9 protein-coding genes are annotated in these 13,723 nt (G+C 57.3%); all 9 read right to left on the bottom strand.

The window, feature by feature from the left end; genetic code table 11:
• Window position 1: 1 nt before the first annotated feature.
• Complete coding sequence (locus B8783_RS00440) at window positions 2–1,975, bottom strand: AAA family ATPase (protein WP_084417811.1); 1,974 nt, start codon at window positions 1,973–1,975, stop codon at window positions 2–4.
• A 185-nt stretch (window positions 1,976–2,160) separates the two neighbouring features.
• A complete protein-coding gene (locus B8783_RS00435; RefSeq protein WP_084417810.1) occupies window positions 2,161–2,763 on the bottom strand; it encodes a GNAT family N-acetyltransferase in 603 nt (200 codons plus the stop codon).
• 119 nt (window positions 2,764–2,882) lie between these two features.
• Entirely contained in the window at window positions 2,883–3,014 is a 132-nt protein-coding gene (locus B8783_RS18690; RefSeq protein WP_267889633.1) for a hypothetical protein, read from the bottom strand.
• A gap of 8 nt (window positions 3,015–3,022) precedes the next feature.
• On the bottom strand, window positions 3,023–3,628 hold the full coding sequence (locus B8783_RS00430) for a hypothetical protein (RefSeq protein WP_084417809.1): 606 nt from the start codon (window positions 3,626–3,628) through the stop codon (window positions 3,023–3,025).
• Window positions 3,629–4,772: 1,144 nt separating this feature from the next.
• Window positions 4,773–5,009, bottom strand: a complete 237-nt coding sequence (locus B8783_RS00420; RefSeq protein ID WP_233355625.1) for a hypothetical protein — start codon at window positions 5,007–5,009, stop codon at window positions 4,773–4,775.
• A gap of 140 nt (window positions 5,010–5,149) precedes the next feature.
• The gene (locus B8783_RS00415; RefSeq protein WP_169711659.1) at window positions 5,150–6,637 is read right to left on the bottom strand and encodes a DUF4062 domain-containing protein; all 1,488 of its coding nucleotides are present in this window, start codon (window positions 6,635–6,637) and stop codon (window positions 5,150–5,152) included.
• Between the two features lie 355 nt (window positions 6,638–6,992).
• Window positions 6,993–9,200 carry an excinuclease ABC subunit UvrB gene (uvrB, locus tag B8783_RS00410; protein WP_084417805.1) on the bottom strand — a complete coding sequence of 736 codons (2,208 nt, stop codon included), beginning with the start codon at window positions 9,198–9,200 and terminating at the stop codon, window positions 6,993–6,995.
• Window positions 9,201–9,274: 74 nt separating this feature from the next.
• Window positions 9,275–13,012 (bottom strand): ankyrin repeat domain-containing protein, encoded by a 3,738-nt coding sequence (locus B8783_RS00405; RefSeq protein ID WP_084417804.1) that lies wholly within the window; start codon window positions 13,010–13,012, stop codon window positions 9,275–9,277.
• Window positions 13,013–13,148: 136 nt separating this feature from the next.
• Window positions 13,149–13,709 carry a DUF1826 domain-containing protein gene (locus B8783_RS00400; RefSeq protein ID WP_169711658.1) on the bottom strand — a complete coding sequence of 187 codons (561 nt, stop codon included), beginning with the start codon at window positions 13,707–13,709 and terminating at the stop codon, window positions 13,149–13,151.
• Window positions 13,710–13,723: the final 14 nt, after the last annotated feature.

Genomic DNA, 13,723 nt, shown 5'->3' with positions numbered 1-13,723 from the left:
CTTACCCCAGGGCGGCGTCGATCAGAAGGAAGGCCGAGAGACGAGCACTTGCATTCTTTGAGGAGTGACTGGTTTTTTCCAGGGCCATCAGCGCGTCAGGCTCTTCGATGACCAGAAACTCCCGGGCCATCGTCATCAATTCACGGTCTTCATCGAGGCAGGACTGCACGCGCTGGACGTGTCGCGCGGCTGAGTCCGCAATCGCCTTGCGTCTCAGGCCTTCACCCTTTCGGGCGGCCGATGCAATCCGCTTCTTGTCGCGCGGACGGAAGATTTCTCCCAGTCGCACACCAGCCCGTTGCAAACCGTCGATGACGCCTTCAGCATTTTCCTCGCGCGGGAGCGTTGTATGATCGTCCCGCTCCATATCAGCGATGATATCACGCCAGTGCTGACTGTTCTGGCGCCGGTCATCTCCGGCTGCGCGCTCTTCGGACTCGTCCTCATCGTCGCTTTTATTGCCAGAGGCATCTTTGGTGAGGTCTGTCCCGCCGACGGGCTTGAGATAGGAAGGCATCCGATCAGTCCATCGAGGTGGTGTCTGATCGGCTTCCGCTTTGTCTTCAGACCCATCATGTGCGGTGCCTGGCGCGTGCTCGGTGCTGTCGGACACTGCGGATTGACCGTCTTCGCTATCGGTGTCCGCCCTGTTGGGCGACTCGAACAGGTCCATGTCGGATTCGCCGGAATTCTCCGTCGAACCTTCAGCCTGCGGAACGCTTTTGCCCGAGGTGTCGTCTGCGAAACTATACGAGAAGCCGGGCCGGAGCGCCGGGTCATTCGGGGGCGTCGATACGCTCGCCGACGGCGCATCGTTTTCAGCAGGCTCAGTCGCAACCGGCTGCGATGCGGAAGGCTCGATCCGCATCGTGACGTCTGCTTCAGCTTTTGCGGCGCGGATAGCATCGGCAGCCTCGGCGCCGGCTTGCTTCAGCGCGGCAATGGACAGGGCGGCCTTTTCGGCGGCTTCGGTTGCTTCGGACTGGATATCGACGGACGCGGTCCTCGCATGTTCCAGAGCATCGGCGACAGCTTCGGTAATCCGGTCGCCAGTCGTCGCGGCGCTGGCAGCAACCATCTCGCTGGCCCGCAAGGCCTGATCGACCATGGTCCGCGATTGCTGCAGCTTGGTTTCCATACGCTCGACCGCGAAGACCAGTTCCTCGCTTCGTTTGGCCGCTTCAATCGACATTTCGTCGAGCGAGGAGACCTTGCTCGTCAGGGCTGCGCTTGCCTGATTGAGCGTGTCGAGCCGGCTTTCAAGTTCGCGGTCCGCCTCGGAAAGATCGCTCGCGGCCTGTCGGGCCGAGTCGCGCATCTGGGCGGCCTGCCGCGGGATGGCTTCGCTCATCGCTTCTGTTTGCTCGCGGATATCTGCGGCAATGCTCTCAAGCGCCTCGCGCTCTTTCGCGAGCCGTTCGGACAGATCGCGTGCATTGTCGGCTGTCACATAAGAAACGCTCTCAAGGCGTTGTCTTTCATCCGCAATTTCGCCGGACATCGCCTTCATCGAGGACAGGGCATGGGCCATCGCACGGTCAACCGCAGCCGCCGATGTCTTCATTTCGTCGGCAAACGTCCGGGCTTCACGCCCGCCCGTCTCGAGCGGCGAGAGCAAACGGGCCGCAGCCTCAAGGACAACGGCATTGGTTGCCGACGCGCGGGCATTTTCCTGCGCCAGAAGTCCGGCCATCACGATCATCAGGCCAGGAATTGCGATGGCGAGCGATCCGACGAGAATGCCCGCCATGGGCAGGTTGGTGCGCCCGTCGGAGCCAATCAGTCCAGCAGCAGTGCCGAAAGCGGCGATAAGCCAGACAATAGCCGCGCCAATCGAAACCCAAAGAAAAATGCGCCCAGTTTCCCGCGCCCGGTCCAGCGAGTCGAGATGGTTGGACGGCGTCGTTTCGGCGTAAAGCTGGGGAACTTTAGCCTTGGGTTTTGCTTCGGGCTCAGCAGCGTATTTGGTATCCATATGCGGCCACTCTACTTGTCGTCGCAAAAGCATGCGAGCGGGAAAACGGTCAGGAAGCGCCCATCCAGTCAGGACCAATCGCCAGAGATCGCTTCCTTCGGAAGCTCTGCCTGGCGGGCGCCGGTCTTGGTTAATTGGCTACTATACGACCATTTAATGCGGGCTGAACAGGTTCAGCTGCAAGATCAGCTTTGTTTGCTGGATGCCTTCTTGCGGTCAGCCGACCCTGCCTTTTTGCCGGTTTCCACCGTTTCGGGCGCCGGGGCGGGTGGTGGTTTGGCGACGAACTCGTTCAGCATATGATCGCGCCAGTCGCCGTCGAGCTTCAGATACCGCTCAGCCAGGCCGATCTTGCGGAAGCCGAGCCGGTTCACCAGGGCCTGCGAGCGGGTGTTCTCGGGCATGATCGCCGCCTGAATTCGGTTCAGCCCGAACTCATTGAACGCCATGCCGAGGACTTCCTCGAGCGCGCGCCGCATCACTGACTGGCCTTCATGCCGCCGGTCGAGAAGATAGCCGATCGAGGCGCTCTCAAACGGGCCGCGCATCACCTGATCCAAATCGATCTTGCCGATCACTTCCTCATTGCGATGAAGGATGCAGAACCGGTAGGCGGTACCGTCGCGATACTCGGTCTTCGAGCGACGGCAGGCCGCGCGCCAGTGGGATGCGGTGAAATAATTGTCCGACCGGGTTGGCGAATAGGGCTGGAAACGCTCCCGATTGATCGTCAGGAACTGCGCGATCCGTTTTGGTTCGCATTCGTGCAGGACAACAAGTTCAAACATTCCCCCAAGCCTTTCTGGCCAGCCCCCTCGGCTTGCTGAGGATTTTCTAGCCACAATCGGGCCACGAGGGAAAGGCTCTGACGCCAGTCTCGGGCCGGACAAGTGAAAAGGCGAGGCTTTCAGGTCACGTTCGGGCCGGAAAAGCCCGTCATCAGGGCATCAAAAACAGGCTTTGCCGCCCCGGACAGCGCCAGCAACCACATCTGCGGGCGGGCAGATGCGGCGGTCAGGCCGGGTCGGTTTTCAGGCAAGCGCGCCGTCAGCCGCTATCGTGCCAGCCGGCATAGGCGTCATTGATCTCGCTCGGCAGGATGTCGGAGAACACCTCCAGATCCCGCGAGGGCCGATGAAGGCGCAGCCGCGTGATACAGATCGGGCGCGGCGCCCCGGCGGCCTTCTCGGCAGTCAGGCGGTTAGCCATGCGCTGCGCGATGCGCTCAGGGTGTTTGAGGTGTCGCCTGAGGGTCCTCAGACGGTGTCGTAGCAGTGTTATTTTGGCAGGGCGGCGAACGGATGCGCGGGGCAGGGCATTCAATGCCTTCACCGCGCCGGGATCATATCGCGTGATCGGCACCAGCACGAAGCCACGCAAGCGCGCGATGTTCAAGACAATCGTGCCTTCGGGGAGGGGGTTCGGGTCGCGCAGCCGCGATGCCCGCTTCGATGAGGCGGCAAGGCCTGCCGCCATTAGAAGGATGATCCGCCGCAAGAGGGTTTCGAGTGCGCGAAGGCTGGCGCGGCACTGTCGCGCCGCATGTTCGCTGATGGTGTAGGTGCCAAGCGTCAGCCCGGCCCGCTCATCGGCCTCGTCCAGCGCGTCGGCGATGAGGCTGAGGCCATGCGCAATGAAACCCGGTGTGATCATGCGGGGGAGTTTAGGGGCGCTATGATGGGGTGGGGATGGGAAAATTGTTTCCGGTAGGGTTTTGGGAGTGGATGAGGTCCTCGCTCCCGGCTGCTGGGGCACCTGATAGCACGAGTTCCCCGCCTTCGCGGGGAAGATCGGATTTTGGGGAGGCCTCATGCTGAGCCTGTCGAAGCATGCTGGCGTTACGCTTGCGGCTTCATCCGTCGACTTCACTCAGGATGAGGTCGGAGTGGGGAGTGAGGTTGGATGACTGCCGATTGCGGTACGCATTCCCCTCTCCCGGCTGCGGGAGAGGGGCTAGGGGTGAGGGCGCTGGCGTCGATGACAGGCGCTGAAGTTGGAGTTGGTTTGGACCGTTGCAGCCCTCATCCCCGCCCTTCTCCCGCCGCCGGGAGAAGGGGGCGAACCTCTCTGGCGTTGCGCTTGGGGCTGACCTCATGCTGAGCTTGTCGAAGCATGCTGGCGGAGGGGTTGGAGATAAATTGCACGAGATCCCCGCCTTCGCGGGGAAGATCGGTTTTTGGGCTCAGGATGAGGATAGGCAGGTTTTGGCTCATCCGACGCGGCAGGAGATGGGCCCTCAGACCGCTTTGCGGTCGAGGGTGACGCCTGGTGGGGCGGTTTGGGAGAAGGCCGGGGGCGGGGCGCTATGGCTCCGGTTTGCGTCACTCCCGATGAGCTTCAGCTCATCTGGGAGCCTATCTCCGGATGTCTCATCGCAGGATGAGGTGAGAGGCAGAGCGACGAATGGGTTGCGGCGGGCGTTCCCCTCTCCCGGCTGCGGGAGAGGGGGCAGGGGTGAGGGCGCCGGCGTTGCCGACACACGCTGACGTTGGAGTTTGTCTGGAACGTCGCAGCCCTCATCCCCAGCCCTTCTCCCGCTGCCGGGAGAAGGGGGCGATGGTCTTGACCCTTGCGCGCGTATCCGACCACTCTCAGGGCCGGGCGGGACTTCGAAGGATCAGAAATCAGTCCGGTGGACTGATTTCCCTGAGAAGGCCTTGAGCGTCAGCGAAAGGCTGCGGGCCATTGCCATGGCCTTCTCCATCTTCATTCGATCCCCCGGATCGAATGATCGCTGACGCGACCGATTGCGAACTTGCCATGGCCTTCTTCGCCTCTAATCGATCCACTGGATCGATTAGTCGCTTGCGCGACCGGCTCCGAAGGGGACAGCCCCGAAACCGGCGAGGCGGCGGCCTGCGCGCAGGAGGATGAGCTCGGCCGGAAGGTCGAAGCGCGGGCGCGCGCGCTCTTTGCCGCCGGGGACAGGTTCACCTTTTTGCCAGAGGGCAATGACCGCTATGGCCGCACCCGCGCCCATGTCTATCCGCGCGGCGGCCACTGCCGTGGCCTTCTTCGCCTCAGATCGATCCACCGGATCGATCTGTCGCTTGCGCGACCGGCTACGAAGTATCGGCTGGCTGCTCTCAAAGGACGGGCTGTCAAAGCCGGTCGAGGCAGGCGGCAAGGTGGATTGGTGTGGGTAGGAGTCTTGACAGAATATTAAGTGGACATTCAGTCCAAATTGTAACCTTTAAAATCGACTCCAACTTTCTCTCTAAACTTTTGGTTCGAAAAATGCAGAAGGTGGAGGTTGCCCTTAACCTCTTCAAATAGTTGAAATTTTTTTCCGTCGACGAAAAATTCTATCAAATCGGCCCTCCGCGGTGTGCGGTACGTGGTTACGATGAAACAAATCGGATGATCCGCAAGTAGGTTTCTCCACTCCGCTTCGGAGAAAATCATGTAAATGCCATCCAAGTTGCGGGTTGGATTGGACCATTTCGCACCATCAGCAAATACTACTTTGGCGGAAGGGTGTTCAAAAAGCGACCTTTTAAAAAGCACATTTTTGTAGCTTCGAACAAAAGGAGCATAGCCATGGTTCTCGAACATCCCAGTGAACGAAATGAGACACATAGATTTATCGGAATTCAACTTTTTGCGAAGTTCCGTCAAAAGCCGTTGCTGACTTTTCTTTGATGCATCTTGTATCCCTGTTTTTCTATATTGCACGGCTGGAACGTCACCAACGTTGCTTAAAGGGCCGATGGTTTTTCCATATCGTTCACGAATAGGTGGGTCTGGGAAGTAACTATAAGACTTTATACTTGGAATTGTCTTTTCTCGGAGGTCCAAAATCAATTTTGAAATGACGCTGTTTATAAAAATTTGTAAACGACCTACTGGTCTCTGAAACTGAGATTTTTTGTCCAAAATGTTTACTAATTTTTTTAAGATGAAATCGATCGTGCTTCCAGCTTCAAAGAATACTTTCCAATCTGAATTTAATAAAAGTTCAGTTTCATATTTGTCCCAGAAAAATTCTGATATGGCGAACTTCTCATCAACATCTCGATTAGTTCTTTCAGCCAATAGCTCCAATTTAGACAACGCCTGAATAAGATCATCAAAGATTGGACTGTTACTTATTTGATGGGGTAACGTTTTAAGGCTTCTTGCTAGGTCGTAAGGTTCTGAGCGAACCCATCCAGGGTAGGCTTCTCGGATAAGACGACTAGTTTCGGAATAAAGCGAATGCTGAAATTTTATGTTGAAGTCGTCCTTTTTGTCGGGGTCGTACTGTACGTGGGACCAATCATCTTCGATGACTTTTTCTCGAAAATTTTCCAATCTCTCGGTTGGTTCAGAATACTTGAAACTATCTCCATCGATTAGAAACGCCAGAATTGGTTTCTCGGATTTTTTAGCTTCTTCATACTCCAACTCCGTGTAGCTTTCGCCTGAAGACGCTGTTCCGCCGCTTCTCCTTCCTAGTATCAATACAAATATATCAGCTTCTCGCACCTTTTCTCTTAAATATTCGCCGTTCTTCAAATGTGTCGCATGGAAAATTTCCATCCCTATTGGGATGTTCTGTGTTCGAGATATTATCTCGTAAGCACTTCTTCTCTCGTCCACTAAATCTGGTATTGTCGAGCTTACGAAGACCGAAAATTTTTTTCTCGGTAAGTCTCTGTAATCAAAGTCATGAAATCGCATATGCGCCCCCCCCCATCTTTTGTTCATTACAACGTTAGATGGGGTACGTGGCGCTTTCAACTAAAAACGATTGGAACCTCGAGTAGAGACTAATCAATAATAAGTTGTTTTCTCGGTGCTTGCAGATCTAAACTCAAAAATGTTTTTGTAGCAAATTTCTTTATACCGCTTCAAAGCAGACAACGTACCAAGTCGGCTCACGCAGGTGCTTGGCGTTTCGACATGAGCATTCGTCATCCAGGCCGACCGGAGGGAGAGCCGGGACCCAGTGTTCGAAGGTTGCGAGCGGTTCGGCTGGGTCCCGGATATTTGCGTTGCAAATTCCGGGATGACGGGCTGAGAGGTCCGGTCTGGATTAGAGCCCCAGCTCTTCCTCCCTCAACTTCTTCAACTCATCCCGAAGCCTCGCCGCTTCTTCAAACTCCAGATTCGCCGCCGCTTCGCGCATCTGTTTCTCGACGCTGGCGATGACGGCTTTGAGGTTGTGACCTGAGCCGGGTTCGAGTTTGGCGGCGGTGTCTTCGGCGACGCCGCGGGCGGGCAGGCGTCTTGATTTACCGCCCTTGAGCTGTTGCGACTTGCCGCCGGGTTTCTCGCCGAGGTCGGCCAGGATGTCGGCGACGGCGCGCACAATGGTGGTCGGCGTGATGCCGTGCTCTTCATTGTGGGCGATCTGTTTCTCGCGGCGGCGCTGGGTCTCTTCCATGGCGCGTTCCATCGAGCCGGTGATCCGGTCAGCATAGAGGACGACGCGGGCTTCGGAGTTACGCGCGGCGCGGCCGATGGTCTGCACGAGGGAGGTTTCGGAGCGGAGGAACCCCTCCTTGTCCGCATCGAGAATGCCGACAAAGGCACATTCGGGGATATCGAGGCCCTCGCGCAGGAGGTTGATGCCGACGAGGACGTCGAACTCGCCAAGGCGCAGATCGCGGATGATCTCGATGCGCTCGACCGTGTCGATGTCCGAATGCATGTAGCGCACGCGCACGCCCTGCTCGTGCAGGTATTCGGTGAGGTCCTCGGCCATCTTCTTGGTCAGCGTGGTGACGAGGGAGCGGAAGCCGCGCTTGGCGGTGTCCTTCACCTCGGCGAGGAGATCGTCGACCTGGTTGATATGGTTGTTGGCCTCGGTGCCGGTGACGGGACGGACCTCGACCGGTGGGTCGATGAGGCCGGTGGGGCGGATGACCTGTTCGGTGAAGACGCCGCCGGTCTGCTCCATCTCCCATTTGCCGGGGGTGGCGGAGACGTGGACCGTCTGGGGCCGCATCGCCTCCCATTCGGGGAATTTGAGCGGGCGGTTGTCGATGCATGACGGCAGGCGGAAGCCGTATTCGGCGAGGGTGGACTTGCGGTTGAAGTCGCCCTTGAACATCGCGCCGATCTGCGGAACGGTCTGGTGGCTCTCATCGACGAAGACGAGGGCGTTTTCCGGCAGGTATTCGAACATGGTTGGCGGCGGCTCGCCCGGGAGGCGGCCGGTGAGGTAGCGCGAATAGTTCTCGATGCCGTTGCAGGAGCCGGTCGCGGCCATCATTTCGAGGTCATAGGTGGTGCGCTGTTCGATGCGCTGGGCCTCGAGCAGCTTGCCGTGTTTCTCGAAATGGGCGAGCGTTTCCTTCAGCTCTTTCTTGATGCCGCCAATGGCGCCATTGAGCGTCGGGCGGGGGGTGACGTAGTGGCTGTTGGCGTAGAGCTTGATGGCCGGCAAATCCTGGATCTTCTTGCCGGTGAGGGGATCAAATTCGACAATGGATTCAAGCTCGTCGCCGAAAAAGCTGAGCTTCCATGCGCAGTCGTCATAGTGCGCCGGGAAGATGTCGAGCACGTCGCCCTTGAGGCGGAAGCTGCCGCGCTGGAAGGCGGTGTCGTTACGGGTGTATTGCAGCGCGACGAGCTTTTCGGCGACCTGGCGGGGGTCGATCTGCTGGCCCTCTTCGAGCTTGAAGGTCATCGAGCTATAGGTCTCGACCGAGCCGATGCCGTAGATGCAGGAGACCGAGGCGACGATGATCACGTCATCGCGCTCGAGAATGGCGCGGGTGGCCGAGTGGCGCATCCGGTCGATCGCCTCGTTGATGGAGCTTTCCTTCTCGATATAGAGATCGGCGCGCGGGACGTAGGCTTCGGGCTGATAGTAGTCGTAATAGGAGACGAAATACTCCACCGCATTGTCCGGGAAGAAGGATTTCATCTCGCCATAGAGCTGGGCCGCGAGCGTCTTGTTGGGCGCGAGGATGAGGGCCGGGCGCTGCACCGCCTCGATGACTTTCGCCATGGTGAAGGTCTTGCCGGTACCGGTCGCGCCGAGGAGGACCTGGTCGCGCTCGCCGTTCTGGATGCCCTCGACGAGTTCGGGGATGGCGGTGCGCTGGTCACCGGCCGGCTCATAGTCGGAGGCGACGCGAAAGCGCTTGCCGCCCTCGATCTTCTCCCACTGGCGGTCGGGCCGGTGGGGCGTCCAGTTGTCGGACGGGAGGCCGCCGGCCGCGTCACGCGCAGCGCCGGACCAGTTGAACGTCGCGCCAGCATCCTGGACGCCTGAAGAAGGGGAACGAGCCATGAACGCGAAGATGGGGCGGACAGGGGGGAAGGTAAAGGGGGCGCTGCTGACAGGGGTGTGTCAGGAGTGGTGTGTTACGTTTCGATGCACTCTGGTTCGTCCGGCAGGTCAGGTGTCGTTCCATCCTGCAGGGTGGCGCCAGCTTCAAGAAGCGCTTTCGCGCCTCGCCATCCGGAATGGCGTTGCCGGCTATTTGCTTCTTTTGAGGCGAACATATTCAGACAGAGCTCGAGACTATTTGTACCACTCCGCGACCAAATTTGGTCCAGTTCAACCTTGTTTTCGATCAGACGCGCAATGACTTCGGTGTGACCGTTCCCCGCTGCGACCAGGAGCGGGAACATGCCACTGGTCTCATTTCGTTGATTGACGTCAGCACCCGCTTCGACGAGGGCTCGAACGATGTCGGCACAGCCATGCTGTGCGGCCTGCAGCAGCGGAAAGGTGCCACTGATTTTATTCTGTTGATTGACGCTAGCCCCGTTTTCGAGAAGCCCGCAGACGACCTCGGTATGGCCAGTCTGTGCGGCCTGCAGCAGCGGGAATGTACCACTGATTTTATTCTGTTGATTGACGCTAGCCCCGTTTTTGAGAAGCTCGCAGACAATCTCAGTATGGCCTTCTTGGGCGGCTTGCAGCAGCGGGAATGCGCCACTGATTTCATTCTGCTGATTGACGCTAGCCCCATTTTCGAGAAGCTCGCAGACAATCTCAGTGTGGCCATTCTGTGCGGCCATCACAAGCGGGAATGTGCCATCTAGCCTATCAATCTGATTGGCATCAGCACCCTTTTCGAGGAGAATGTTAACGATTTGAGCATGACCTTCCTGTGCGGCCATCAGTAGCGGGAAGGTGCCACTGGTCTCGTCCTGCTGATTGAGGTCAGCCCCCACTTTGAGGAGGGCTCGAACGATGTCAGCGTGGCCTTCCTGGGCGGCCATCAAAAGAGGAAAGTTACCACTGCTTACATTCATTTGATTGACGTTAGCGCCCTTTTCTAGGAGAGCGCGAATGATGTCAGTGTGGCCATTTTTTGCGGCCTGCAACAGCGGAAAGGTGCCACTGATTTCATTTTCTTGATTCACATCTGCGCCTTTGTCGAGGAGGTCACGGACGATGTCGGTATGGCCATTCTGTGCGGCCTGTAGCACCGAAAAGGTTCCAGCTACTTCATCGAATTGATTGACGTTCGCTCTTTTTTCTAGGAGGGCACGGACGATGTCAGTGTGGCCTTCTTGGGAGGCCATCAGCAGAGGGAATGTGCCGCTGACTTCATTCTGCTGATTGACGCTAGCCCCGTTTTCGAGAAGCTCGCAGACGATGTCGGTATGGCCATTCTGCGCAGCTTGCAGCAGCGGGAACGTGCCACTGAATTCGTTAAGCTGATTGATGCTAGCCCCGTTTTCGAGAAGCGCGCGGACAATATCCGCATGGCCCTCCTGAGCTGCATACAAGAGCGGAAATCCTCCGTTTGAGTTCTCCGCTGATACAGAATGGCCGAATTCCAAAAGTTTGGAAGCGAGCCCTGAGAATCCGAAGAACGAAGCAGCATTCAAATCAAAATCTTGAGCGTTTTCTGCAGTCAAACTGTTGGGTTTGAAGCACGCCAGTTGCTGAAACGTTTTTGTGATGCCCAAGTCTTTATGATCTTCGCCAAGCCGGACAAGAAATGAGTAAGTCTCAGACGGATTTATAGTCCATGCATCCTTGATCAGACGATCATAGTCCGATCGGCGCAAACGCAGCCAATCCACCAGATACTCACCGAGCAGGTCTGGCACCCTGGCTTTCAGAGGGATATCCATTGTGCGTTTGCTGGCTGACGCATCAATGTCATAGCCTAGCACGGCCCAGGCTTGAATGCGCGTTTCTACGTCGCGCAGCTTGTAAAAATCGTCATCTGAGTTGATGTCTTCAATGTCGAGCTCTCCGAGGATCGTTGCCAGTATCGCTTGTCGTGCGGCCGCATCAGATGGCTGGCCTTTCCGCCCGATGATCTTCGTCCAGGATCGCTTTTGTTCTTCCTCGAGCAAAAATTCCAGAGCCTCGCCGATCGAAGCCGTCTGACCTGCCGTGCCGTCCATGATGATGTCGATCAGGACCATGGCGATGAGCGGTCGCCAGGCGCGCGGACGGGTCTCACTCACGCCCTGACGGCTCATATTACTGAGCATCTGATCGAGGTGATCAGCTTCCGGAATTGGCCTGTCATTGCTCTCGCGCCATGATCGGGCAATCTGTTTCATGGCTTCGGGCGTCAGGCTATCCAGCGGGACTGGATAATCGCCGTGCTTGCTGCTCTCTATGATTTGCCGATGGCCAGTTTCGCAGAATGCGGAAAACCAGAGCGCTGGCATGTTGTGATCGGGAGAGGCGTAGGGCGAACGCTCAACGAGCAGCAGGCGGAAATTTTCGTCTTCGGTCTTTTTATCTAATTGGCGTATGCGCTCGACCAGACCTTTTGCCACGTTCTGCGCTTTTTGCGGTGAGGCAACATAATCGACGACGCATAGTGTTGGCTGGTGGAATTGCAGAGCTGACCAATCGACTTTTTCGAGTTGGTCTGACCTCAAGAAACCGGCTCGCCAGCCACGGTCATTGGCGTCTCTTATGAGTTCGAGCGCGAGGCGGCTCTTTCCCTGCCCGCCGTCACCGGCGATTTGCCACCAGCGGACAGGTGACGGATGATTGAGAAATTCTCTCAAGGCAGACATCTCAGTCTGTCGGCCTACGAACTCGGTCATTCTTTCCCGATAAACATAGTTCAGAAAACGCACGCCATCCTGGCTGTGTGTATCGGCGCCTTGCGGATCAAGCGGTAGCTGAGTTTTTCTGAAATGCTGGTCGATCGCCCGCAACGCTTGTTCGATGTCGCAAAGCCGTTCATCGAAATTTTCGTCGAGGTCTTTAATCAGACCCTGGATAAGTGTGGTGTGGGTGATCAGTTCATCGGTTTTGAGGCCGATCTCAGAAGAAAAATTCAGGATGATACGTTTGTACTCGTCCTCATGCGCTTTCTCGCATAAGCGCTCCTTGATACGGAATCTGTAGGTGGCAAGCCAGCCGGTTGACGGATCATCGAACTTTTCCAGAAAGTGGGATAGCGGTCGGCGTTGTGCGTCGCTGGGTTCATTCGACGCCTTTTCGCGGATCGTCAGACCGTTGGAGGCGAATGCACGGTTTCCAAGCTCCTCAAGCAGGGCTTCTGCGGCGAGGCGCGAGGTCAAAAGACGGACGTTGTGTGACGTAGCGTCGGCTTCTGTCGCAGCGTTGTATCCGGAGCTATTGCTGGCCTCGCGGGACAGGATTTCGTCCAGGCCACGGACGAGAAACTGGTCGCTATCAGAGAATGTCGATATTTCCGGAGATTGCGCGGAAATCCCACGCAGCGCCCAACTCAAGCATTTCTGCAGCGTAGTCTTTGACGACGGCGCATCAAGGTTACGTGGATCCAGGTGTTTACTGATATCGGCCTTTTGTAACTCGTAGGCGATGCCATAGAGTTTACCGATTACGCCTTCCTTCGTGTTGTATTTATTGTATTTATCTCGGTCTATTTCGGTGAGCAGGTCTTTCAGAGCTTGCCATTTGACCTCATGCACCATCTGAAAAAGGCGGTGATTGCTGTCAGAGCGGTCCGTGCCCAACAAGCCCCGCGCAAACTTTAGGGCAGGCTGTGACGCTTTCAGCCCGGCATAGGCCGCAGCGGACGCGCCAAAATCGATCCCGAGGGACATGGCGCAGGCAAGGTATACATTATCTCGATCGGCCAGTCCGGCGCGGACCATATTGGATATGGTTGAGCCTGCCATGTGTCCCCAATCAAGCGAATAGATTCAGCCTTAGGTATGAGTTCTAGGTCAATGCTGTGTTGTCAACCTTCAACTAGGGGACCAGCGATTAGCCGTTCTATGTGCCACTTCGCGGCAGGGCGAAAGCACTGCGTCTTCAATTCTCCCAACCCGGCCGTTCTATGTCGAGGACGAGGAGCAGGCGGGATTTGTCGAGCGGTCCAAGCGGTGGGGAGCGATGCAGGATGCGCTGGGGTTTGTTGCGGCGTTTGCCCTGGAAGGCGGCCATGTGGAAGGGGGCGAGTTCGTGGACCGGGGGGTCGATATCCGGGCTTGCGGCATCCATCCATTGGCTGCCGCGCCCGCAATAGGTGGTGATCAGCCGGATATCGGTGCGGTCCTTGTGGAATTTGCGGCAGGCATCATCAGTGACGTGTTCCAGTCGAAGCATGTAATCGGGACGACCGTCTGCGCTGGCAGCGATGGCCTGGCTGACGTCGTCGAGGATCTGTTCAACCGCGATGCGAGGCCATCCGAGCCGCTCAATTTTGCCAGAGAGGCTCGAAAGCAACCGGGCGCCGCTCCCGCGCAGTCGGATGTCCGCGAAATTGCCCAGATCAAGCTCGGCGAAAGCGCGGCACATGTCCGGAGACATTGCGCGGGACAGGATGGACAGCTCTGCCGTGTCGCGCATTGCGCCCTTAATGAGATCGGCCATGTCTGAACAATTCA

It is taken from the genome of Henriciella litoralis (assembly GCF_002088935.1).
GTDB lineage: Bacteria > Pseudomonadota > Alphaproteobacteria > Caulobacterales > Hyphomonadaceae > Henriciella > Henriciella litoralis.
Note: the sequence above shows the minus strand (reverse complement) of the source record. Positions and strands in the feature narration are given on the sequence as shown.